This window comes from Roseivirga pacifica (genome assembly GCF_900111145.1).
Lineage (GTDB): Bacteria > Bacteroidota > Bacteroidia > Cytophagales > Cyclobacteriaceae > Roseivirga > Roseivirga pacifica.
Map to the genome: position 1 here is coordinate 280,816 of NZ_FOIR01000001.1, position 23,492 is coordinate 304,307.

Here is a 23,492-nt window from a genome sequence, read left to right on the forward strand (position 1 = left end):
GTGGGATAAATCAGACTTCTTTGCGCCCAAATTCAGGTCGAAATTAATGAATATCGCAGCGGTAAAAACCAAAAAACAAGCAGACGCATTCTTAAATGTGGTGCGCTTGATATACCAAAACGATAGCAGCTATGTGCGTCCGCTAGACAATGACATAGAAGCAGTGTTTAACCCTGATAAAAACACCTTTTACCAACACGGTGAAGCCACTCGCTGGATTCTTGAAGATGCTAATGGACGCACAATCGGTAGAATTGCAGCCTTTATAAACGAGAAGAAAGCAAACTACGAAGGCAAGCGCATTGGCGGTGTCGGCTTTTTTGAATGCATAGACGATTACGCTACTGCCGAAAAGCTCTTCGATACGGCCAAAGAGTGGTTAAAGGAAAGAAAAGTAACCACGGTTGACGGCCCAATTAACTTTGGCGAGAACGATCAATATTGGGGACTTTTGGTTGAAGGCTACACACCACCCAGCTACGGCATGGCGTACAATGCGCCTTACTATCAAAGCTTTTTTGAGCAGTACGGTTTTGAGGTGAAAATGGAGCAAATCACCAATGAATTCAGCATTGTGAATGGCTTAAGCCCTCGCTTTGTGAAGATTGCTGAATACGTAATCAGCAAGCGACCAAATCTCGAAACCAAACCATTCGACCCTAAGCAAATCGACAAATTTGCTGAAGATTTCATGAACATTTACAATAGCGCCTGGGCTGAGTTTGAAAACTTTACCCCAATCAAAAAGGACTATGTAATTGAGACCTTCAAAAAAATAAAGCCCATAGTTGATCCTGGCATTATTCAGTTTGCCTACGTAAACGGTGAACCTGCCAGTTTTGTAATGTGCTTGCCTGACGTAAACCAGATCTTCCAGAAATTTGATGGCAAACTCACCCTTTGGAACAAGCTAAAGTTCTTATACCTAAAGAAGACCAATTTTATAGAGCGTGTACGCGTGGTGGTAATGGGTAGCAAGCCGGAGTTCCAAAACATGGGCCTCGAATCTGTTTTGACGTATCGAGCTTTTCAGCATACGATTAAAAACACTAACGTGAAAGATATCGAACTTTCGTGGGTAGGAGATTTCAACGAGAAAATGCTGGCCATTCACAAAGGCCTAGGCGCCAAGCCTTCCAAAAAGCATATTACTTATAGGTTGGAATTAGTTTGATTCTCTGCCAAAAACCAACCTATTCCAAGTATTGCCAAATAGGTCGAAGAGTAGAAAAACCAGTAGCAATCCGTATTCAATAAGTACCACGTCTATTCTATCCCTGTAGGCTCCTCCCATATAATTGATGTAGGTAAGAAAAATCAAAGCCGACCAAAAAACCGGGAAACGTTTTGTACTGAAAACACTCATGGCCAGCATTGGAATTACATACCAAGGATGCACCGTTGTAGCGAATAAAAGGTAAAGCAAAAACACCCAAACCATTTGTCGTGGCCAGTCGGCCTTTCTACCCAACAGGGCATAGGCCATAATAGTCACAAAAGTGGCTATCATCATCCAAATACCGGACTTGGCGATAATGTTATGCCCTTCCGTTTCAAAACCATACCAGCGCGCCAAGTAGTAAAAGCTGCCATTGAATTCAAACTTTTGAAAGTACAGTTCGGCACTATCCCAAATAGCCCAAATGTGAGCGGTATTAATTAATGGCAGAAAAGTAATAGCAACCGTTGCAGCTACTATCAGCCCGTAAACCATTGTCTTTTTAAAGCCAATTTTTCTGAAAAGCAGCGGCAACAAAATGAAGGGAATAAACTTGGTAGCCACTGACAAACCAAAGTAAATGGCCGATGTATGCAACTTGCCTTCTTCGTACTTAAGAATGGCCAACAGCAGAAAGAAAACCAACACACCTTCAAAGTGTAAATTGCCCGTGAGCTCAAAAATCACTAATGGGTTGAGGGCATATAAAAGGCCATACTTCTCAGGTAAATTATAGTGCGCTAAAAGCTTTCTGATTAGGCGAATATTGCCCAATTCAAACACAAACAGTAGCACTCTTAAAATCACAATCGACCAACCAACCGAGTTTGGAGATAGTAAGGTTGAAAGAAAGAAAAACACCTGATTTAAGGGCGGGTAAACAGAATAATAACTACTCGAATTTAGCAACTCGAACAAACTGTAATCTATGCCTTCAATTCCCTCTGACAGATAATGTGCTGGCAAATATTTGTAAGGATCCTGAAGGTTTACAAGTAATCTTCCATCCCAAATAAAGCGGTAAACATCATCGCTTAGTTTAGGAATTGAGGCAATAAGCAAAACCCGCAGCAGTATGGACCAATAGTACATCAGGTCCACTTCTTCGTCTTCCGTTTTGCGTAAAACGATAAAGAACGCAGCAAACATTAAGCCCACCCCAACCATTAGCGGAATGGTTTCTTCGCGAGGCACAAAGTAGCCAAGGTAAACCGTGAAAGCCGCCAGAATTATAAGGCAGGAATACAGGAGATTTTTTCGCTTATCAGGCATTGCGGGTATGTTGCACCGAGTAGTAGAATACCAGTATGAACCCTAAGCTAAGTAATAAATGAAAAGGAAGTAAAGCGAAGTCTTGAAAATAAAATGCAAGGCCAAGACCTCCTAAAAAGTAGAGTCCTAAAAGCCCCTCTAAAGCAGTAAGCGCATTGATTTTTTTGGCGAAATATTTATTCCCCTTCCAAGTGCCTTTTTTGTCTGTGATATTGAATTTTGGTGTGCGAACAAATGGTGACTTTTTGCCGATCAAACCTTCAAAAACAGCCACGGCATTGTGTACGCTAAGTCCCAAAAACACAGCCAACAACATCAACATTTGTGGTACAAACTCCTTTAGCGTTTTCCAAAAACCTTTGCGTTCTTCCTTAAATCCATTCCAATAGAAAATGGCTAAGAAAACATAGCCCATCAGGAATATCATGGAAATGCGCATCAGCAGATGCCAACTGTCAGACAGATTTCTGATAAATAGCACCGGCACACTCAGCATAGCCGTAAGCACAATGCATATAAACACCGCTGAGTTGAGCAAGTGGAAAGTAGCGTGAAACTTGGTAGCGAAAGAAAGGTCTGCCTTTAGCACCTTTGGCAACAGCTTGCGCGAGGTTTCTGCAGCACCTTTTGTCCACCGGTATTGCTGGGATTTAATGGCGCTCATGGCAGCAGGCAGTTCAGCAGGCGCCACTGTATTTGGCGTGTAGAAAATCTGCCAGCCTTTGAGCTGTGCACGATAGCTTAAGTCCAGGTCTTCAGTAAGCGTATCGGCCTTCCAGCCACCGGCATCGGCAATGCACGACTTTCGCCACACTCCAGCTGTACCATTAAAATTAAGAAAATGCCCACCTTGAGAACGCCCATTTTGCTCAACAAAAAAGTGCGTATTCAAGCCAAAGGCCTGCAGCTTGGTAAGGATGGAGTAGTTCTCATTGATATGCCCCCAACGGGTTTGCACTACTCCAATTTTATCGTCCTTATCAAAATGCGGAATGGTCTGTTTTAGAAAATCCATTTCAGGAACAAAGTCGGCATCGAAAATTGGAATAAATTCCCCTTTGGCTATGGTAAGCCCATATTGCAAAGCACCGGCTTTAAAACCCTTTCTGTCTGGCCTTCTCACTTGTTGAATATCGATGCCCTTTTGTTGCCATTCAGCCACCTTCTCGGCAATAAGGTCAACTGTCTCGTCATTGGAGTCATCCAAAACCTGAACCTCCAATTTATCCTTCGGCCAGTCAAAATTGGCCACGGCATCTATCAACCGCTCCACCACATACAACTCATTGTAAACTGGCAACTGAACGGTTACATGCGGATAATCATAATCGGCCGAAAGTGCTACCGATTGATTAAGCCTGCCGTTGCGCTTGGCCTTTCGGAACTTGTACACCAAGCTGAGTTGCGAAAGACTGTACACAAAAATAAAGGACAGCGCTCCGGTATAAAGGGTCAATATGAGTAGTTCTAGCCAGTACACTAAATTGACTTAAAAATAGTCCAAAGAATTTTATAACCTGCCAGCACGGTGCCCTTCACCGTACCCGACACCTTGCTAACTCCAATTCGCTTTTTATAGTTTACAGGTACCTCAGTAAATTTCAGTCCCATTTTGGCAGCTTTCACCTGCATCTCTACCGTCCAACCATAGGTTTTATCCTGCATTTGCAAGTCTAACAGTCTATTAAACCTAATCGCCCTAAAAGGGCCCAGGTCGGTAAATTGCGCTCCGTAGAACAGCTTGAGTAGCGAGGTAGCTAACCAATTACCAAACACTTGAGGGAAAGTCATTGAGCCCTTGGCCCTATCGCCCAAAGCCCGCGAACCAATCACCATTTCGGCACCATGCTCCAAAATCGGTTCAACCACTTCTGGCAACTGTTGTGGAAAATCAGAATAGTCTCCATCCATAAACACCAAAATCTCAGGGCTTCTCTCTGGGTCGGTTAAGTACTCAATTCCCTTAAGGCAGGCATTGCCATAGCCCGGTTTGGGCTGATCTAACACCGTGGCGCCAGCTGCCAAAGCTACTTGCTTGGTGTTGTCGGTAGAACCATTGTTCACCACTACAACCTCCTCAACCCAACCAGCTGGAATGTCGGCTATAACTTTGGCGATAGACTGCTCCTCGTTAAAGGCGGGAATCACCACTTTAATGGAAGTTGTGTTTAAGGTTTTCAATTTCAGTGCAAAAGTAGAAAATTAGACCTAGGGGAAAACCTATTTATACAGGGATAGTTCACCCATTTATAAAAGAGGCACGAGAAATGTCGCTTGGCGTACCTCAACGAATAAAAGTACCGAGGTTTAAATGAATCTTTTTTCGGCTACTTTAGGAACCAAAGCGAATAGATAAATGTATTTTGTATGTACATACATATTTTTGAAAGGAGTAAAAAATGAAAACTGTAGTTCACACCGCTGATAGTCGGGGCTATGCCAATCATGGCTGGTTAAAAAGTAGACACACCTTTAGCTTTGCTGGCTATTACGATCCGGAAAGGGTGCATTTTGGTGCCTTGCGCGTACTGAACGATGATGAGGTGGCTGCTGGCCAAGGCTTTGGCACTCACCCGCACGACAACATGGAAATTGTGTCCATACCGTTGTTTGGTGATTTGGAACATAAAGACAGCACTGGCCGCCACAAAGTAATTAAGCAAGGCGATGTGCAGATCATGTCGGCAGGTACAGGTATTCAGCATTCTGAATACAACCACAATGCCGACCAAGATGTACACTTTTTGCAGATCTGGGTATTCCCCAAAGAGCGCGGAATTGAGCCACGCTATGAGCAAAAATCTTATAGCGCTGAGGACAGAATGAATAAATGGCAAACAGTGGTTTCTCCAGAAGGAGGCGAAGCACTTTGGATTAACCAAGATGCGTATTTCAGCTTGGCCAACCTTGATGCCGGTGAAACGCTGACATACAAAACCAACAAAGCCGGCAATGGCGTTTATCTGTTTGTGCTCAACGGAGAAGTGACTGCCGCAGGCGAAAAACTAGATACGCGCGATGCCGTTGGTGTAAGCGAAACAGACAGTTTTGAGGTAAAAGCAGGCTCTTATGCCGAAGTACTTGCCATTGAAGTACCAATGGCTTTCGATTGATGCAATCGAACAGTACCTTAATTAAAGTATAGTAATCAATCCCTGATTAAAGAGCCCTGAATTTTTCGGGGCTTTTTACTTGGCTTAAACCAAATCAATTCTTCGGCTGATCACCTCATTAATGCGACTGCAGAGCACTTGTGGTTTCAGTGTTCGCCAATTCACCACATCCAGCTCGCCACCTGAGTTGAGGTAACTGTCGATATTGTACTGTTGCATCTCATCTAGCACAAAGTCGCGAAAATTAATGGCGCAAATCCAGCCATCCTCCATATCTTCAAACCACTCCTCGTAATAGCTGTCGTCCGAGCCATGAAAGTTCAACACGTTCTCACCAATCAAAATGTATTTGTTGATGTCGTAAGCATTGAAATGATCGACAATATTGCGCTTAAAATGCATGATGTCATTGTTAATGGCATCGTTCCACTCACCGATGAATTCAATCACAATATAGGCCTGTTCATAATCCACAAATAGAATTTTGATGTAGAGCGTTTCCGAGCCCATGAAGTCCCAATGCGGATCGATGTAATAACCATAGATATTCTCCGAGTACAAATCAAAGTTGTACTCTTTGCCATCGTAAGGCGAGTTCGGGTCTTTGGAAACGTTGTAAAACTTAAGCCAGTTGTAATAGGGCTCTATTTGGTGCATGAAAGCTTAACTATTTTTTATATGATCAATCACCTTTCTAACCGAACCGTGCTCCTTCAACAGCTTTTCGGCAGTTGGGTAATCAATCTGCAGCATTTCCATCACCATTTTGGTTCCGCGGTCTACCAGCTTTTTATTGCTTAGCTGCATATCTACCATACGGTTGCCTTTTACACGTCCCAACTGAATCATAACTGAGGTTGAGATCATATTCAGTACCAGCTTTTGAGCCGTTCCGGCTTTCATACGCGTGCTGCCCGTTACGAATTCCGGCCCTACAATCGGTTCAATAGGATATTCTGCTTCCCAGGCTACTGCAGAATCGGGATTGCAGGTAATAGAACCGGTAAGCACACCGTTTTCCTTTGCCTTTTTAAGGCCACCAATAACATATGGCGTACGGCCAGAGGCTGCAATACCGATTACCGTATCCTTATGATTAATCATATGCTCCTTTAAATCTTCCCAAGCCTGATTTTCATCATCCTCGGCATTCTCTACGGCCTTGCGAATGGCTTTATCACCACCGGCAATAAGACCTACCACCATGCCATGTTCCACTCCATAGGTTGGTGGGCATTCAGAAGCATCTAGAATCCCCAGTCTACCACTGGTACCGGCACCTATATAAAACAGACGGCCGCCCTGCTGCATGCGTGGCACAATCTCTTTTACCAAAGCTTCAATTTGTGGAATAACCTTCTCCACTGCCTTCGGAACAGATTGATCTTCCTTGTTGATGTTTGTCAACAATTCGCTGATTGACATTTGTTCCAGATGGTCGTGGTTCGATGATGACTCAGTTACGTTCATTTTAAATCCTTTTCAAAAAGCATATCTTGTTTCAAACTTACATGTTATGAATTACTTTTCACGCCTAAGCCTGCTTTTGATTTTTTGCTATTCCCTATCCCTGAATGCACAAAAGATAAAACCAAAGGATTATGATGCACTGGCCTTGGAATATGCGCAAAAGTCGGTAGCCACCGACTTGAAAGACTTTCTTTCCATCCCGAACAATGCTTTGATTCCCGGCCATGCAGAAAACAATTTGGCCTATCTGGAGAAGGAGTTTGAGAAGAGAGGTTTTACAACAGAACTGCTATCCACCGTAAGTAAAACAGCGTTTTTCGCCTCGCTGAATGTACCGAAGGCTGAGCAAACTGTACTCTTTTACATGCACTTTGATGGTCAACCAGTTGACCCGACCAAATGGCTTCAAGAGGATGCTTATAAGCCTGTACTCAAAGAAAGAACAGCCGATGGTTGGGAAGAAGTTTCGTGGAATGTGCTGGAAGAAGGCTACGATGATGAACTTCGTGTTTTTGCTCGTTCCGCTTCGGACGACAAATCGCCTATCACCATGTTTTTGCAGGCAATGGACATTCTAAAAGACAGAAAGCATCTGCCAAAATTCAATGTAAAAGTGATTTTGGACCCTGAAGAAGAGCAAGGCTCCAAAGGCATGCCTGATGCAGTTGACAAGTATCGGGAGAAGTTAACTGCAGATCATATGGTCATTTTAGATGGGCCTATTCACGATTCTAACCAACCAACTTTGGTATTCGGTTGCCGCGGTATTGCCACCTTCGAACTAACAGTATTTGGCCCCCGATTGCCACAGCACAGCGGCCATTTCGGCAACTATGCGCCTAATCCAGCATTGAGACTTTCGCAACTACTGGCTTCAATGAAATCCGAAACTGGTGTAACTACAATTCCCGGTTTTTATGATGGCATAGAGCTGACACCTGAGATTAGAAGTATTCTGGCGGCTGTGCCTGACGATACCGTTCAGATTAAAAAGCGGGTGGGCATTGCCGAAACTGATAAAGTTGGCAGAAACTACCAAGAAGCCATGCAGTATCCGAGTTTGAATATTCGTGGCATGAGCTCGGGTTGGGTAGGCGATGAAGCCCGCACCATTGTGCCTGACAAAGCCACCGCTACTATTGACATCCGCTTGGTACCTGAAACTGACGGCAATCGCTTGGTGGGTTTGGTTAAGCAACATATTGAAGATGCTGGTTATTACATTATTGAGGGTCGTGAACCAACTGAAGAAGAGCGCATGAAATACGGAAAAATTATCCGCTTCGACTACGATGCCGACCAAACCTGGAAGGCCTTTAACACGCCTATCAATTCGCCAACCGGGCAGTGGCTTTATAGTACTCTGAAAGAAGCGCATAACGAAGAAGTTGCTCGAATTCGACTGGCGGGTGGCAGCGTACCGATTGCCTTTTTTGTAAACGGCTTGGGTGTTCCTGCCATTCTTGTTCCGGTGGTTAATCCCGATAACAACCAGCACAGCCCGAATGAAAACTTAAGACTAGGGCATTACAAAAACGGTATTAAAACGGCTTTGGCGATTCTTAATAGCCCAATAAAATAGAAGGCACCACCCCTAACCCCTCCTGAATCAGGAGGGGAATTGGTTACAAATAAAGATTGAGCTAGCGAACTTCTCATTACTCAATACCAGTTACCCAATACTATTATTGATGAAAAAGCGTCAATCCAGCGATTGGGTGCTCTGAGATATGCTTTACATAGAGTCCCTTTTCTTGCGCTACAGCACGAAGAATTGTACCAAAATAATAAGCTACTGAACCTGTAAAGTGAATTGGAAGTTTATCAGCACCCTCGTACTTCAGTACGTTTTTGGTAATAAAGGTATCGAAGCCAGTTGCTACCAAATTGTACATATAAGGGTCTTTAATATGCTCGCCAATAAACTTGGCAAAGGTGGCTAAAAATCGTCCCGGGATTGGCTGTTGATAGATCTGCACCAAAAAGTCATCTTTGGTCAGGGCGAACTTTTCCTTAAAGATTTTTCGCAAATGTTCGGGCATGTCCTTGCGGTAATAATCGGTTACCAAGGTTTTACCCAGATACGTTCCTCCTCCTTCATCGGCTATGGCCCAACCCAGCGAGGGCACATTATGGGTAATCTTCTGCCCATCGTACAGGCAAGAATTAGTACCAGTGCCAATAATGCAAGCAATACCAGGCTCATCGCCACAAAGCGAACGGGCGGCCGCAAGCAAATCGTGATTTACGTCAATAACCGCTTCTGGATAGTATTGCGCCAATAGTTTCGCGATCTTATCGCGGTTAGTACCGCTGGAACACCCCGTTCCGTAGTAGAATATTTCATCCACCTTTTGAGGCAGTTGGGCGTGCAAGTCTTTAATCACCTCAAGCATTTCTCCTTCCGTTTGGTAGTACGGATTGATGCCTGCCGTTCGTGCCTGCTCAATTTTACCCTCCTCATTTACTAATCGCCAATCCGTTTTAGTAAATCCACTATCTGCTATCAGTCTTACACCCATAAATTTTCTAAAAGCCCAAAAATACTAATTCGGCCGTAACCCTAAAGGAAGTCTTCCGTTTTGAATATTAGGTTTATAAAATAAACTACTTTATAATTGTAAAAACAAAAACTCATGGAAGACAAAGAATTAACGCCTGAAGAGAGTTTGAGCCTGATCAATAACATGATTGGCCGAGCGCGAAAAAGGTACACCGACAACAGCTTTTACTTTTTACTATGGGGCTGGATTGTAACCGTAGCCAGTTTAGCCCATTATATTTTGGGCATGTACACCAGTTTTGAACACCCGTATATTGGTTGGACGTTGACTATAGCAGGAGCAGTAATCTCTGCCATTCGCGGCAGTAAACAACGCGACAAAGCTGTGGTACACAACTATACCGACAAGATGTACGGCTGGCTTTGGATGTGCCTAGGAATTGCCATGTTCACCATAATTTTCAATGGGCAACTCATAAATTGGAATACCGTTCCTTTTGTGCTTTTATTTGCAGGCGTTGGCACGGCAGTTTCTGGTGCTATGATGGGCTTTAAACCCTTACAGTTTGGCGCCATTGCGTTTTGGGTATTGGCCATTGTGGCATTTAGACTACCAGAAATTTACCAGATGCTACTGATGGCGTTAGGCGTTATTGTAGGTTATTTGCTGCCCGGATATATAATGAAAGCAAACGCGAAGAAGCATGGCATTTAAAGCACTAGATCCTTTATTACATTCACAACTTCGGCTGGCCGTAATGTCGCTTTTGATAAGTGTAGAAAGTGCTGACTTTGTATATATAAAAGAACAAACAGGGGCTACTGCGGGTAATTTGAGCGTTCAAATTGACAAACTTTCAAATGCCGAATATATAACGGTAACCAAAGGCTACGAAGGCAAAAAGCCAAAGACCACCTGCAAGGTCACATCAAAAGGAGTAGATGCTTTCGAGGCCTATGTAAAAACGCTTCAACAGTACATCAAACCATAATTTTTTTCTCAATTAAGTTTACTTTATAAACTAGTTTAAAATCAAAAATCATGAAAACAAACAAACTCAAAACAACAGTAAGCATGGTGTGGCTTTTAGCAATAGTGACCGTACTATCTGCACAAACCGCATTGGCTCAAAGTGAACGTATCTCCAAAGCCGGAATAGACAAACTCTCGAACTGGGTTGGCACTTGGGAAGGTGAAGGCTGGCAAATGGATCAAACGCAAAAACGCACCGAATTCAAAGTAAGCGAAGTAGTTAAAAGCGAGCTGAACGGATTAGCAATTAGCGTAGAAGGCAAAGGCACGAGCAAAACCGATGGATCACTTGGTCACCACGCCATTGGGCTTATCTTCTTCAATAGAGACACGAACGAGTACGTGTTTCAAAGTTTAACAAAAGAAGGTTATGCCACCAGAAGCAAAGCCAACTTTGATGAAGACGGAAACTTTATCTGGGGCTTTGAAGTTCCGGGCGGGCAAATTCGTTATACCATCAGTTTGGATGACGACACTTGGACAGAGAAAGGCGCTTATAGCCCTGACGGAAGCCAATGGTACCCTATTTTAGAAATGAAATTGAAAAAGATAAAGTAAACACCTAAGTGGCTGTTTTAAAAGCTAAAGGTCATTCCCGACACCGATCGGGGATGACCTCAAACTATGTATAAAGCCTGAATGAGATTCCCAGTCAAGCCTTTCTGCGGCAGGCAGTCTGAGAATGACGTAAATAGTTGGCCTTTGAGACAACCTCTATTTCATTTTTAGCCACGCTTTGGCAGCCTTTTCGCTATCAAAGGCCCTAAAAATCATTCTCCTTCTTTTGGCTACGGCTTCACTAAACTTAATGTCATCATAAGCATGTGGATCGCTCGCTACAATGGCCAAAACCAAAATCGGATCAATCTTACACTTGCTAATAAATTCTACTATTTGAAAAGAGTCTGAGGGCTTGAGACGCCCCTTCATTTCAGACAGAATCAGTACTTTGTGCAGGCTATTCACTTGGCACTCTTTTTCTATTTGCCTCCACATATCAATCGATTGAGAAGCAACTTTGCTGAAACCACGCTCACCTCTAGTGCTAACCACTAGCACATCATGCTCCCTGTGGTAATCATAGGATTTCCAAGAACCGGTAATAACAGCACTCATTAAATTGTTTTGGTTAAGTTTTGTTGGCACAAAACTTCTTTCAAGATAAAATCTTAGCTCAATTTTACAACTAAACCGATAGTTTTCTAGAAAGGTAAGCCAATCCACCCTCGGCCTGACTCCTCATGATGGAAAACCCGTCCGGTAAAATCTAGTTTTATCGACATTTGCTCTGCAAACAGGTTATCTAGGTAAGAAGAGAAATTGAGGTCTACTAAAGCAACTTTGAATTTTTCTGTAAACTCAAGCCTGCTGATGTAATTAACTATTTGCTCGGACTCATTTTCAGTCAGTCTGCCTGTTACTTCAGAGATAATAAGCACTTTGTGCAGCCTTTTCTCCAAACAATTTCTATGAATCTGATCATAGAAATTCAGCGCTTGTTGCAGCACCATGCCTGGCGTACGATGCCCAGTAGACTGAACAACCAGTACATCTTCTTCTACAGTAAAAGTACAACTCCTATTACTGGCAAGTTGACTTGAAACTAACAGTGTTTTCATTCGGTTTGTGTTGGCGGTGATAAAAGAATATTCTTTTACTTAACACAAAAGTAAGTACTTAAAACCAAATTAAAAGCTGTTTACACACGTTTTTATAAAAAATAATTCGGAATACGTTTGCATTCCTATAATTCCGCCCTACAACCCAATCCACTCTCGGCCTTTGGCTTCATCGTGAAAAACCCTAAACTCAACTCCCTTGGAAATCACCGTTTGTTCAACAAATAAGTTATCGAGGTAAGACCCGTAATTAGTATCTACCAACACCACCTTTATACCTTTTGAGACAGAAGGATCAATACGCATTATATGATCCTTCATAGCCTTAAGTTCAGTTATGAATATGCGACCCAAAACTTCGGAAACGATAAGCATCTTCTTTAACCCAAGCTCCACACATACCTTCTTTACTCGCTGATATGCCTCTATCGATACGATGTGATTTTCTATGGAATAATCAGCCCTTTTACCAAAGGCCACCACTACAAGAACATCCTTTTCAACATGATAATTAGCATATACGTACCCCTCTACTAGGGCAATCGTCTTTTGAGTTTTCAACCGATATTCTTTTTAAGATTTCACAGCATTGAGTTGAAGCTAACCATTTGAATAGATCAGTTGATAAACAAAAGTGTCCACTGCTCTAAAATGGGCTTTAGCGGTTCTTAACTTCTATGTTAAGCCTTTGCTTTAAACCTTAAGAGAGCATTCACAAAATTCCTGAGTAATTGAAATGGAAAGTCAGCCAGATAATTCATCGTATAATTTTAGGTAGTTGAGTTAGCGCTCTGGCTTTAACAAACCTAATGAATTGTATGATTTACAGAAAGGAAATCTGCCCTAACTTGGCAAGCTAAAATTTAGAGACCAATCCACTCCCGGCCTTTGGCTTCATCGTGAAAAACTTTTCCAATTACACCTTTTTCATAGGCTATCTTTTCACTTAGAAGGTTATCCAAATAAGACCCAAAACTTAGGTCTACCATACTTAGTTTAAGATGAGGTTGAATATCCAGTTTGCTTAAAAAGTCAACCACTTTGCTGGAATCAGAAGGACTGAGTCTTCCTTCAACATCAGACACTATCATTACTTTATGAAGGGCATGTTTTTGGCACTCAGCCTCAATTTCTTTCCACATGGCAATTGCATGTTCATCTACTTTTTCTCCCCCTCTATTGCCAGACGTATGAACAACCAACACATCCTTTTCTATACTAAAAGAGTGTTTTCTCCACGACTTGGCAGTACTTCTTGTTAAAGAAACCATTGCTTGATTGATACAAAAGTTAGCACACCACCTCCCTTTCAGTTCAAATACAAGAAGGTGTTATTCATAACAACTATTGCACAACTGAAATGTTTGGAATACACAATAATAACATGAAGCAACACTATAAAACAAGTCCAAAAAATAAGTCGGCTTTACAAAGTGCTAAAACTTTTACAGCGCTTAGAAATTTTCGTCTTGACGCAAGCTTAGTTATCTTCCACAAAATTTTTAATATGAACCAACGAAACCTACTGGCATCTCTTGCCTTAATCTTATTCATTTCGGCCTGCTCCGAACCAAAAGAAAAGCAAACCGACCAAGCGGACTTTTCGGCCAAAGCCAAAGAATTGGCACAAGAATTTATCATTGTAGATGGCCATGTTGACTTGCCATACCGCATGGAGCAAGGTGGTTTTATGGTACAGCAAAAAGTACTGAATGTTTCGGTTGATGCAGCCGATGGTAACTTTGACTACCCACGTGCCAAAGCCGGAGGACTAGATGCTCCTTTCATGTCAATTTATATTCCATCGCAGTACCAATACATTGATGGTTACGCTAAAAAGTTTGCCGATTCGCTCATCACCATGACCAAGCAATTGGCCAACACATACCCTGACCAGTTTGCCATGGCTTACAGCCCAGCCGATGTTGAAGCTAACTTTAAGGCAGGCAAAATTTCATTGCCAATGGGTATGGAAAACGGTGCTCCGGTAGAAGACGACATTACCTTGGTGGAAGAGTTTCAGAAAAAGGGCATTAGGTACATTACCCTTACACACGGAAAAGACAATAAAATTTCTGACTCCTCTTACGACACCACACGCACCCACGGTGGCCTTAGTGAATACGGTAAGCAAGTGGTAGCCGAAATGAATCGCGTGGGCATTATGGTAGACATCTCACACGTTTCTGACGACACTTTTTGGCAGGTAATGGAACTGAGCACTGCGCCAGTTATTGCCTCTCACTCTTCTGCCAGAAAATTCACCCCTGGTTTTGAACGCAACATGGGCGATGACATGATCAAAGCTTTGGGTGAAAACGATGGTGTAATAATGATCAACTTTGGCTCTAGCTTTTTGGACGGTGAATACCGCGCCAGAAGAGCCGAATATGACGAACATGTAATTAACTGGTTGGCTGAAAGAGAACTTTCAAAAAACGACCCTGAAGCCGTGGCCTATTTGGAGGAATACACCAAGCAAAACGACCCTTGGAGTAACGTAGAAAAGGTAGCCGATCACATTGACCACGTAGTGAAACTTACTGGCGGCACGGACAATGTAGGCATTGGTTCTGACTTCGATGGCGTTGGCGACTCACTACCAACAGGCCTGAAAGATGTTTCGATGTACCCGAACCTAATCGAAGAGCTTTTAGAGCGCGGCTATTCCGAAGAAGACATTGCAAAAATTTGCTACAAAAACGTGTTCCGAGTTTGGAACAAGGTAGAAGAAGTAGCAGCGAATAGTTAATTAGTAAAACAAAAACTGGGTGACTGGCCGTTAGCTTTTCACCCAGTTTATAATTAACACCCTGTAACAATAAACCCAATTTACTAGCGCTGGTAATCCAAACCATTCCTCGCATCGTTAGTTGAATTGTTATGAGGAGAGTAAAAGTCACCCACATTCTTTTAAGCCTATCGTTTTTAGCCTGCTTGGCTTGCAGCAGCAACGACAGCACCCCAGCCGACAACAACCCTAATGGCCCGGTTACTGGCAACCCGAACTTGAATAAGGGAGCAGTTGGCGAATCGGCCAACGACTTGCTTTCTGCCAATAATTACACCTCACTTTATGTAGAAATTCAGTATGCGGCAGGTTATGCACCACCCAATGGCAGCATTAGCTACTTACAGTCTTTTTTAGAAAACCACCTGAACAAACCCGGTGGAATTCAAATTGAAACCAAAGAAGTAAGCGGAGAAGGGAAAGCTTCGTATAGCACCTCAGACCTACGAAACTTTGAAGATGACAACCGCACAAAATTCACAAAGGATAATCAGCTAGCTGTGTACTTTTACTTTGCCGATGGCAACTACACCAGCGAAAACGTATTAGGCATAGCACACAGAAACACTTCTATGGTGCTATTTCAAAAACGTATTGAAGAGCTCTCTGGAGGCATTGGCCAAGCCAGCACACAATTGCTCACCTCTTCGGTAATGGCACACGAGATGGGCCACATTATGGGGCTCGTGAATGTTGGCACCGATATGCAAACGCCTCACCAAGACGAAGCCAACGGCAAGCACTGCAATGTTGACGAGTGCCTGATGTATTATGCTGTGGAAAGTGCAGCAGGCATTAGCGACTTATTAGGCATGAGCCAACCACCAGCATTTGACGACCTCTGCCTAGCTGACCTCCGCGCAAATGGTGGCAAGTAATTGATTTGAAAATAGACTGATTTGATAATTTGAAGGTGTTCAGCAATTTCCTTAGCTAATAAAACTTGAATACGCTAAAGAAGTATATAAGCACATTTATCCAGATCATTAAAATGCAGTAACGCGTAGCGGTTTTTGATATTTCTCTTGAGAAATACAACACTCCCAACAATGGAACAACCGCCAAAATTCTAACGATAAAATAGTCCGACCAAGCTCCAAGTTGAAGGACAACCGTTAGCATACTATAAACTACCAAAGTAAGAGCAGAAAGATCAACCCACCTGTTCAACTTTAACTCTTTAAGAATAAGAATTGACAGAACTATCAAGGCCAGTTCATAAAGCAATAAACTATAGACTGATAGCCAACCTAGCAGAATAGAAATTGAAAAAGCCAATGTTAACAATGGCCTGGCTTTTTGTTTGACAGACAGATAAGCGGACACTACACAGGCCAGACTAATTAGCAGCTTAATTATCATCTATAGGTCGTTCTCATCTCAGCCAATTTACCAATAACCTAATTCCCTAATTTACTATTTTCCTAATCACCCAATACACCAACCTGCTGAAGGCGTTCAAAAACCTTTTCGGTATGTGGGGCATCGGGTAGTTCATCGGTTAGGTCTTGGCCAGCCCAGTGTTCATAATGCTTGCCATTCCGCCAAAGGCGAGAGTCCGTTACATCGTAAATAACACCTTGGTAGGCCACCCAAATTTCTTCCCTGTCTTGGCCATTGCGCAAAGCCAGTTGTGATTTGGTAAAGGTCTTCATTACTATTTGGACACGTAGTAGGTGTGGTCCCTTAAAAGAGTATATAGGAACTTTACTGTAGTGAGCTCGCTAGAGACATTGTATTTCTCCTTCAGCTTATCTTCCAATATGGTAATTGGCTTTGCAATCGCATCTTCCCTAAATGCTTTCAAACTTGCCTTTATCAGTCGCACCTCTTCATCGGTAAGGTTAGCTGCCTCGGCAAATACTGGCTGATAATCCTCATCTACAGGATCCATCAGCACTTTATTCTGCATATTGGTGGCACTTATTTTCTTTATTTTAACCACGGTAGTTCCAGCGAGCAAGTCACCCAATCGTTGGCCATTTTTGGTCAGAATAATGAGTATTACTGCCAAACCAGTAATCGTAAAATCAATCAATTCTAGCAACCAGCGTAGAAAGTATGCAGCAATGGATGGAGTACTTCCATCGAGCTTTACCACTTTTATACTCAAGGCCATTTTGCCCACGGTTTGCCCGTTGAAAAATACCTCCATAACAAAGCGGTACAAGTAAGCCACAATACCAATCAGTAGGTTTCCGATCATACCCAAGCCTGCGTTCATTGTCATTAAAAACAACTGAACAACCAGGAAGAAACTCACTACAATAAACAGGTCGATTATATAAGCTAGCACGCGGTCGGCCACCCCAGCTAAAGGGTATTCCAACTGAACGTTTTGAGTGGTTCGAATACTTACGGCTTGCATAAGAAGTTTTATTGAATAATTTTTGGCAGAGATACTAAAATAAGATGAGGGAATCTGCTTTTGTGAAAGCAAATATAAATAAATGGGAAGAGTTCGAAAGACTTATTTCCTCAAAGGCCAGCAAGGACCCTGACGAGCTCGCTGACCTGTTTATTGAGCTTACGGACGACCTTTCTTATGCCCGCACGCACTATCCAAAGGCCGATGTAACGGTTTATCTGAACAACCTTTCGACCAAAGTTCACCAATACATTTACCGTAATAAAAAGGAGCAGAAAAACCGCTTTGCTAACTTTTGGAAGGTTGAACTACCAGAAATATTCTGGAACCACCGAAAAGAATTCGGCTACTCACTCATCATCTTTTTGGTGTCTTGCCTTATCGGAGCTTTTTCTGCGGCAAAAGACCAAAACTTTGTGCGCCTTATTCTTGGCGATCAATATGTAGAAATGACATTGCGTAATATCGACAAGGGCGAACCTTTGGGTGTTTATGCACAAATGGGCCAGTTCCCCATGCTTCTTTACATTACGTTCAACAATATTCGTGTTTCGTTTTTTGCCTTTGGAGCAGGTATTTTCGCATCGGTTGGCACCGGCTTTCTACTTTTCAGGAACGGAGTAATGCTTGGTTCCTTTCAGTACTTCTTCTACCAAAAAGGCCTTCTGCTCACTTCGCTGCTCACTATTTGGCTTCACGGAACCATTGAGATTATTTCCATAGTAATAGCAGGTGGTGCGGGGCTTATTATGGGTAACTCATGGCTTTTTCCCGGCACCTACAGCCGACTAGAGTCGCTAAAAAAAGGAGCATTAACCGGAGCTAAAGTGGTACTCGGCTTAGTGCCACTATTCATTACGGCTGGTTTTATCGAATCTTACGTAACTAGGCTCTTCGATATGCCCACCGCATTAAAAGCATTTATTATCTTAGGCTCTTTGGCCTTTATGGTTTGGTACATCATTATTTACCCAAGAAAACTCTTCAAAAATGGCATACATACCTCAAATTGAGTTCTACAAAAAGCGTCAGTTTGGCGATAAGCTAAACATGACTTTCGTTTTTATTCGCGAAAACGCAGTGCCTTATCTCAAAATGCAATTGATGATTTCAGGCGTTATTTTGCTTTTGCTCAATATTCTCATGAATCAGATCTCTGTTGGCATCTTCAATTTCGACATGGATAATCCTGAGTCTTTTGACATGGGCATGCTCTCTAGCATATTCAAGCTGTATGGGGTAATCTTCCTAAATGCCATTGTTACTGGCGCCATTATGCCGGCTGTTACTTACGGCTACATGAAAGCCTATCAAAAGTATCCGCCAAATGAAATTCAAGTAAACCATGTGACGGAAGCCCTAGGTTCAAAAATATTCAACTTGGTGGCTTACAATATTCTTGTGGCCATTACGGTGCTTATCTCCATGTTCTTCTTTTTAATTCCTGCCCTATACCTTGGTGTGGTATTATCGCTAGGCTCTTCCATTATCATTTTTGAAGATGAAAACCCGCTAGATGCGTACGGAAGATGCTTTAAGCTAATAGGTGGAAAATGGTGGAGCACATTTGGGCTATTGGTTGTAATGGGAATTTTAGGCTATGTAATTAGCCTACTTTTCGGTTTACCAAGAACTATTCTCTTTGGACTCAAAGCCTTCACCTCTTTTGAAGAAGGTGCCCCAGACCTTTCGGGCATGGCCGATATGTCTACAGGCGAGCAAGTATTGAGCATTATTTTCTCCGTTTTTGAAACATTCGGTGCAATCATTACTTATTCGCTTTCATTTATCGCCATAGCTTTTCAATATTTTAACCTGGTGGAAAGAAAAGAATCGAGAGGTCTGATGAGTCAAATTGAGGGGATGGATAACGAGGCGCAGGAAGCAGACGATGAGGTTTACTAAGTGCCTGTTACTTTCATTTTTTCTTATTACCGCAACTGGCCTGTTGCAGGGGCAAGACGTTATTCGTTCGTTTGATGAAAGTCAACTCAACGAACTACGTCAAGACAGCAACTATCAATATGAGCTGGTAAAGCCCGAACCCGAAAACTTTATCTCACGCCTTTGGAACCGGATAACAAATTGGTTTTACAGCCTATTTTCTAACGGAACCACAGGCGATGTACTTGAGATTTTGTTTTATGTATTGCTTGCTACTGCTTTTATCTATTTCCTCATTAAGATATTTGGAGTGGAAGTCAGCACTATTTTTAAACCAGCAAAAAAACCAACTACGCTCGACTATCAAGTAGATGAAGAAGCGATTCACGAAATAGATTTTGATACAGAAAGTAAAAAGGCCTTACTATCTGGTCAATACAGAATTGCCATTCGCCTAACTTATTTACGATCGTTAAAGCTTGCTTCAGACGCAGGCTTAATAAAGTTAAAACAAGGAAAAACCAACAGAGAATACCTCTACGAACTATCGGGCAAGCCAATTGAAACGGAGTTCACGGAGCTTAGTTACCTATTCGACTACACCTGGTACGGCCATTTCGAGGCAAATGAAAAACTGGCCAACAAGGCCGAAGAGCATTTAAATGCCATGTTTAAGGAAGGGGGCAAACAATGAAAAACGGTAAGTACATAATTGCTCTGGTTGCTCTGGTGGTTATTTACATTGTTTATGAGTTAAACAAACCAAAACCAACCGATTGGAGTGTCACTTTCTCTCATCATTCTTCCACTCCGTTTGGGTCAAAAGCTTTGCATGAGCTGGCACCAAATATGTTTTTGGGCAACACGCTAAACAGCAGCAATAGAACCGTTTTCGAACTGTATAAGGAAGATGGCATTGAAGACAATATGCTGATTGTGGCAAGCGGCATTGGCTTGGGCAAAGAAGACACCGAAATAATTTTAGACCAAGTTGCCGAAGGTAAAACCGTACTTTTAAGTGCCTTTGCCTATGGTGGAATGCTGGCCGATACCTTTGGCCTAGTTTCAGAAACTCAGGATGTGATTCGCCTAATGCCGCCAAAAGAAATTGAAGCCGCACTTTTGGGAGAAAGCTCCGTTTCTATCAACCTAAAAATGGGCACGAATCAAACTTTTCAATATCCTGAACTAGGTGCAACCAGCTCCTTCGAGCCAATTGAGTCGGATAGCTTGGAAATTTTGGCCGAAAACGAAGCTGGAAACCCTGTGCTTTTAAGGTACCGCAATAATGGCCAACTCATTTTCAGTTCTTTGCCATTGGCTTTTACCAATTACTTTACCCTACTTTCAGAAACCACTGGCTTTACTGAAGCCCAACTTTCCTTATTTCCAGAAGGTGAACCCATAGTGCACAATGAATATTACCAACTGGGCCGAATGGAATCGGGCAGCCCATTGCGGGCAGTATTGGCCATACCAGCTTTACGCTGGGCCACTTTTGTGCTGTTGTTAGGCTTACTGGCCTTTCTCATCTTCCAAGCCAAAAGAAAGCAACGCATTATTCCGGTGGTTAGGCCATTGGCCAACCTTACACTAGAGTTTGTGCAAACGCTCGGCCGCTTGTACTACCGCCAGAGCGACCACCAGAACCTTGCAGCCAAAAGAATACTTTATTGGAAGGAATTTGTGCGTTCGCACTATAACTTACCTACGCAACATTTAAACGAAGCTTTTACAAATGAGCTCGTTAAAAAATCTGGAAAAGAAAAAGCACAGGTTGAAGTGCTCGTAAAACATATACAACTCATTCAGGCAGGCGAACATGTTTCTGAAGACCTGCTACTGAACTTTGAGAAAAAACTAAACGAATTCTATGGAATCAGTTGAAAATGAAAACCAAGCGTCATTCTCCAATCGAGTTGACCTGACAAAACTCAACGAGGGCGTAAAGAAAATAAAAGCCGAAATCGGTAAAGTAATTGTTGGCCAACAGCAAATGGTCGACCTAATCTTAACCGCCATACTAGCCGATGGACACATTTTGTTAGAAGGCGTGCCAGGCGTTGCCAAAACGCTCGCATCAAAGCTGGTATCTAAGAGTATTTCGGTAGACTATTCGCGTGTGCAGTTCACGCCAGACCTTATGCCATCAGATGTATTGGGAACCAGCGTTTTCAACATGAAAAACTCTGAGTTTGAGTTTAAACGCGGACCAGTTTTCGCCAACATTGTACTAATTGACGAGATCAACCGTGCACCAGCCAAAACACAAGCTGCACTTTTCGAGGTAATGGAAGAAAAGCAAGTAACGGTAGACGGCAATACCTACAAAATGGAGGCGCCCTACATTGTTTTGGCCACGCAAAACCCGATTGAGCAAGAAGGCACCTACCGTTTGCCCGAGGCACAACTAGACCGTTTTCTTTTCAAAATTGAAATTGGCTACCCTAACCTTGAGGAAGAAACAGAAATTCTGCTTCGCGAAAGCCAAAGAGCTGGCAAGCAGCTGGACGAAATATCTGCTGTACTTAGTGCAGCCGATATACTCGAATATCGCAGCGCGGTTAAGCAGGTTTTGGTAGATGAAAAGCTTCTGAAGTACATTGCAGAAATTGTAAACCAAACCCGCCACGATTCGGCCATTTACTTGGGTGCCTCGCCTAGGGCTTCACTGGCTTTGTTGAATGGATCACGTGCTTTTGCCGCCCTTCAAGGCCGGGATTTTGTAACCCCAGACGACATCAAATTCTTGGCGCCATCGGTGTTAAAGCACCGCATTATTCTAACACCAGAAAAAGAGATGGAAGGTGCCACTCCGCACGAAGTAATTAGCCAATTGGTAGCCAAAACTGAAGTACCACGTTGAAGCAATTCTTCCGATCATATTACCTAACACCTCGCGTTTATGGTGGGCTAGGCGTGCTCATCGCCATATTTATTTTGGCATATGTAGTGCCTTGGCTATTCTACCCTGCCGAAATACTCACCTACCTATTCTTGGTGGCCATAGTTGGCGATTCATTGGTGCTTTTCTTAAATAAAAAAGGCATTACGGCAGAGCGAATTTGTGCCGAAAAATTCTCTAATGGCGATGAAAACCTGGTTAAGCTGGTACTGGAAAGTCGCTTTAACTTCCCTGTACAAGCCACGGTGTACGATGAGCTGCCCGAACAATTTCAAATCAGAGATCACCAATTTCACACGGCATTAAAGCCACTTGAACCTATTGAACTGAGCTATAATTTAAGACCTGTAAAACGTGGCAGCTATCAGTTCGGCATTATCAATGTGCTTGTGGTTAGCCCAGCCGGTTTGGTGCGCAGGCGTTTCCAATTGGGTACTGAAAGAGCCATTGCGGTGTACCCCTCCTTTGTGCAAATGCGCAAGTATGAGCTGTTGGCTATTTCCAATCAGTTGAAAGAATTTGGGGTAAAAAAGATCAGGCGCATTGGTAACAATATGGAGTTTGAGCAGATCAAAAACTATGTTAGCGGAGACGACTACCGTAAAGTGAACTGGAAAGCCACCGCCCGAAAAGGCCATCTGATGGTGAACCAATATCAGGAAGAAAAATCGCAGCAAGTCTATAGCGTAATAGATAAGGGCCGCGTTATGCAGCAGCCTTTTGAGGGCTTGAGTTTGCTTGACTATTCCGTTAACTCATCGCTGGCCATATCGAACATTGCGCTTAAAAAAGGCGACAAAGCAGGAATTGTTACTTTTCAGGACAAGGTGAATTCCATGCTGCCTGCCTCCAATCGCAACATGCAGCTCAACCTGATTTTAGAGCACCTTTATAAGCAAAAGACAGCCTATAAAGAATCTGACTTCAGCCGGCTTTATATAACGCTAAAACGCAAGGTGAACCAACGGGCTTTGGTACTGCTTTATACCAATTTTGAGTCCCTATCATCAATGCGTAGGCAGCTGCCTTCCATGCGAAAAATAGCGCAGCAGCACTTACTGGTTTGTATTTTCTTCGAGAATACCGAAGTGGACGGACTAATTAACACTTCGGCAAACGATATTGAAGATGTTTACACCAAGGGAATTGCAGAGCAACTTGTATTCGAGAAAAAGCAGATCGTGAAAGAGTTGAAGTCTCATGGAATCCATACCATTTTAACCCCACCAAAAGAGCTTAGTGTCAACACCATTAACAAGTACTTGGAACTAAAGTCGAGGGGATTGATTTAATGAGATTAAATGATCCTTGAAAT

At 42.8% G+C, this 23,492-nt stretch carries 26 protein-coding genes; 14 read left to right on the plus strand and 12 right to left on the minus strand.

Annotated elements, in window-relative coordinates:
- Positions 1-46: 46 nt before the first annotated feature.
- Positions 47-1,174, plus strand: a complete 1,128-nt coding sequence (locus tag BMW98_RS01240; protein ID WP_090256574.1) for an N-acetyltransferase — start codon at positions 47-49, stop codon at positions 1,172-1,174.
- On the opposite strand, the gene BMW98_RS01245 is transcribed toward BMW98_RS01240, so the two are convergent.
- The 3 genes from BMW98_RS01245 to BMW98_RS01255 are packed head-to-tail and all read right to left on the minus strand — an operon-like array spanning position 1,166 to position 4,672.
- Positions 1,166-2,491, minus strand: coding sequence for an MptA/MptB family glycosyltransferase (locus tag BMW98_RS01245; RefSeq protein WP_090256575.1), 1,326 nt, complete (start codon positions 2,489-2,491; stop codon positions 1,166-1,168). The two genes, BMW98_RS01240 and BMW98_RS01245, sit on opposite strands and share 9 nt — an antisense overlap.
- Positions 2,484-3,971 carry a cellulose synthase family protein gene (locus BMW98_RS01250; protein WP_090256576.1) on the minus strand — a complete coding sequence of 496 codons (1,488 nt, stop codon included), beginning with the start codon at positions 3,969-3,971 and terminating at the stop codon, positions 2,484-2,486. Before BMW98_RS01250 ends, BMW98_RS01245 begins: the two co-directional genes overlap by 8 nt.
- Entirely contained in the window at positions 3,971-4,672 is a 702-nt protein-coding gene (locus tag BMW98_RS01255; RefSeq protein ID WP_090256577.1) for a glycosyltransferase family 2 protein, read from the minus strand. Before BMW98_RS01255 ends, BMW98_RS01250 begins: the two co-directional genes overlap by 1 nt.
- Before the next feature lie 218 nt (positions 4,673-4,890).
- On the opposite strand from BMW98_RS01255, the gene BMW98_RS01260 reads away from it, so the two are divergent.
- Complete coding sequence (locus tag BMW98_RS01260; protein ID WP_090256578.1) at positions 4,891-5,604, plus strand: pirin family protein; 714 nt, start codon at positions 4,891-4,893, stop codon at positions 5,602-5,604.
- A gap of 84 nt (positions 5,605-5,688) precedes the next feature.
- Here BMW98_RS01260 and BMW98_RS01265 read toward each other — a convergent pair whose 3' ends face one another.
- Both BMW98_RS01265 and murQ read right to left on the minus strand, forming a co-directional pair.
- Entirely contained in the window at positions 5,689-6,261 is a 573-nt protein-coding gene (locus tag BMW98_RS01265) for a hypothetical protein (RefSeq protein WP_090256579.1), read from the minus strand.
- 6 nt (positions 6,262-6,267) lie between these two features.
- Positions 6,268-7,074 (minus strand): N-acetylmuramic acid 6-phosphate etherase, encoded by an 807-nt coding sequence (gene murQ, locus BMW98_RS01270; RefSeq protein WP_090256580.1) that lies wholly within the window; start codon positions 7,072-7,074, stop codon positions 6,268-6,270.
- A gap of 46 nt (positions 7,075-7,120) precedes the next feature.
- On the opposite strand from murQ, the gene BMW98_RS01275 reads away from it, so the two are divergent.
- The gene (locus BMW98_RS01275; protein ID WP_090256581.1) at positions 7,121-8,656 is read left to right on the plus strand and encodes a M20/M25/M40 family metallo-hydrolase; all 1,536 of its coding nucleotides are present in this window, start codon (positions 7,121-7,123) and stop codon (positions 8,654-8,656) included.
- A gap of 103 nt (positions 8,657-8,759) precedes the next feature.
- On the opposite strand, the gene BMW98_RS01280 is transcribed toward BMW98_RS01275, so the two are convergent.
- Entirely contained in the window at positions 8,760-9,596 is an 837-nt protein-coding gene (locus BMW98_RS01280) for an N-acetylglucosamine kinase (protein WP_090256582.1), read from the minus strand.
- A gap of 114 nt (positions 9,597-9,710) precedes the next feature.
- Between BMW98_RS01280 and BMW98_RS01285 the strand changes: the two genes are divergently transcribed.
- Genes BMW98_RS01285 through BMW98_RS01295 form a run of 3 tightly spaced genes read left to right on the plus strand, consistent with a single transcriptional unit; the run spans position 9,711 to position 11,168 of the window.
- Entirely contained in the window at positions 9,711-10,292 is a 582-nt protein-coding gene (locus BMW98_RS01285; RefSeq protein WP_090256583.1) for a hypothetical protein, read from the plus strand.
- Positions 10,282-10,569, plus strand: coding sequence for a winged helix-turn-helix domain-containing protein (locus BMW98_RS01290; RefSeq protein ID WP_090256584.1), 288 nt, complete (start codon positions 10,282-10,284; stop codon positions 10,567-10,569). The genes BMW98_RS01285 and BMW98_RS01290 overlap by 11 nt, the downstream gene beginning before the upstream one ends.
- Before the next feature lie 50 nt (positions 10,570-10,619).
- Entirely contained in the window at positions 10,620-11,168 is a 549-nt protein-coding gene (locus BMW98_RS01295; protein WP_090256585.1) for a hypothetical protein, read from the plus strand.
- 156 nt (positions 11,169-11,324) lie between these two features.
- Here the strand turns inward: BMW98_RS01295 and BMW98_RS01300 are convergent, their stop codons facing one another.
- The 4 genes from BMW98_RS01300 to BMW98_RS01315 form a co-directional block, all read right to left on the minus strand.
- A complete protein-coding gene (locus BMW98_RS01300) occupies positions 11,325-11,726 on the minus strand; it encodes a hypothetical protein (RefSeq protein ID WP_139177336.1) in 402 nt (133 codons plus the stop codon).
- 86 nt (positions 11,727-11,812) lie between these two features.
- On the minus strand, positions 11,813-12,229 hold the full coding sequence (locus BMW98_RS01305; RefSeq protein ID WP_090256587.1) for a hypothetical protein: 417 nt from the start codon (positions 12,227-12,229) through the stop codon (positions 11,813-11,815).
- 138 nt (positions 12,230-12,367) lie between these two features.
- Entirely contained in the window at positions 12,368-12,790 is a 423-nt protein-coding gene (locus BMW98_RS01310) for a hypothetical protein (protein WP_090256588.1), read from the minus strand.
- Between the two features lie 302 nt (positions 12,791-13,092).
- Positions 13,093-13,500, minus strand: coding sequence for a hypothetical protein (locus BMW98_RS01315; RefSeq protein ID WP_090256589.1), 408 nt, complete (start codon positions 13,498-13,500; stop codon positions 13,093-13,095).
- A gap of 236 nt (positions 13,501-13,736) precedes the next feature.
- On the opposite strand from BMW98_RS01315, the gene BMW98_RS01320 reads away from it, so the two are divergent.
- Together BMW98_RS01320 and BMW98_RS01325 are read left to right on the plus strand one after the other, a co-directional pair.
- Positions 13,737-14,981 carry a dipeptidase gene (locus tag BMW98_RS01320; RefSeq protein ID WP_090258174.1) on the plus strand — a complete coding sequence of 415 codons (1,245 nt, stop codon included), beginning with the start codon at positions 13,737-13,739 and terminating at the stop codon, positions 14,979-14,981.
- Positions 14,982-15,112: 131 nt separating this feature from the next.
- Positions 15,113-15,898 carry a zinc metalloprotease gene (locus BMW98_RS01325; protein ID WP_090256590.1) on the plus strand — a complete coding sequence of 262 codons (786 nt, stop codon included), beginning with the start codon at positions 15,113-15,115 and terminating at the stop codon, positions 15,896-15,898.
- 546 nt (positions 15,899-16,444) lie between these two features.
- Here the strand turns inward: BMW98_RS01325 and BMW98_RS01335 are convergent.
- Together BMW98_RS01335 and BMW98_RS01340 are read right to left on the minus strand one after the other, a co-directional pair.
- Positions 16,445-16,675: a cytochrome b5 domain-containing protein gene (locus BMW98_RS01335; RefSeq protein WP_090256592.1), complete on the minus strand. Its 231-nt coding sequence runs from the start codon at positions 16,673-16,675 to the stop codon at positions 16,445-16,447.
- A 2-nt stretch (positions 16,676-16,677) separates the two neighbouring features.
- Complete coding sequence (locus BMW98_RS01340) at positions 16,678-17,388, minus strand: RDD family protein (RefSeq protein WP_090256593.1); 711 nt, start codon at positions 17,386-17,388, stop codon at positions 16,678-16,680.
- A 62-nt stretch (positions 17,389-17,450) separates the two neighbouring features.
- On the opposite strand from BMW98_RS01340, the gene BMW98_RS01345 reads away from it, so the two are divergent.
- From BMW98_RS01345 to BMW98_RS01370, 6 genes are read left to right on the plus strand one after another with little or no spacing between them, the layout of a single operon-like run.
- Positions 17,451-18,401 (plus strand): stage II sporulation protein M, encoded by a 951-nt coding sequence (locus BMW98_RS01345; protein ID WP_338060830.1) that lies wholly within the window; start codon positions 17,451-17,453, stop codon positions 18,399-18,401.
- A complete protein-coding gene (locus BMW98_RS01350; RefSeq protein ID WP_090256595.1) occupies positions 18,379-19,293 on the plus strand; it encodes a DUF7847 domain-containing protein in 915 nt (304 codons plus the stop codon). Before BMW98_RS01345 ends, BMW98_RS01350 begins: the two co-directional genes overlap by 23 nt.
- Positions 19,280-19,966, plus strand: a complete 687-nt coding sequence (locus BMW98_RS01355; protein ID WP_090256596.1) for a DUF4129 domain-containing protein — start codon at positions 19,280-19,282, stop codon at positions 19,964-19,966. The genes BMW98_RS01350 and BMW98_RS01355 overlap by 14 nt, the downstream gene beginning before the upstream one ends.
- The gene (locus BMW98_RS01360) at positions 19,963-21,159 is read left to right on the plus strand and encodes a DUF4350 domain-containing protein (protein ID WP_090256597.1); all 1,197 of its coding nucleotides are present in this window, start codon (positions 19,963-19,965) and stop codon (positions 21,157-21,159) included. Before BMW98_RS01355 ends, BMW98_RS01360 begins: the two co-directional genes overlap by 4 nt.
- Positions 21,146-22,138 carry an AAA family ATPase gene (locus BMW98_RS01365; protein WP_090256598.1) on the plus strand — a complete coding sequence of 331 codons (993 nt, stop codon included), beginning with the start codon at positions 21,146-21,148 and terminating at the stop codon, positions 22,136-22,138. Before BMW98_RS01360 ends, BMW98_RS01365 begins: the two co-directional genes overlap by 14 nt.
- Entirely contained in the window at positions 22,135-23,469 is a 1,335-nt protein-coding gene (locus BMW98_RS01370) for a DUF58 domain-containing protein (RefSeq protein WP_090256599.1), read from the plus strand. The genes BMW98_RS01365 and BMW98_RS01370 overlap by 4 nt, the downstream gene beginning before the upstream one ends.
- Positions 23,470-23,492: the final 23 nt, after the last annotated feature.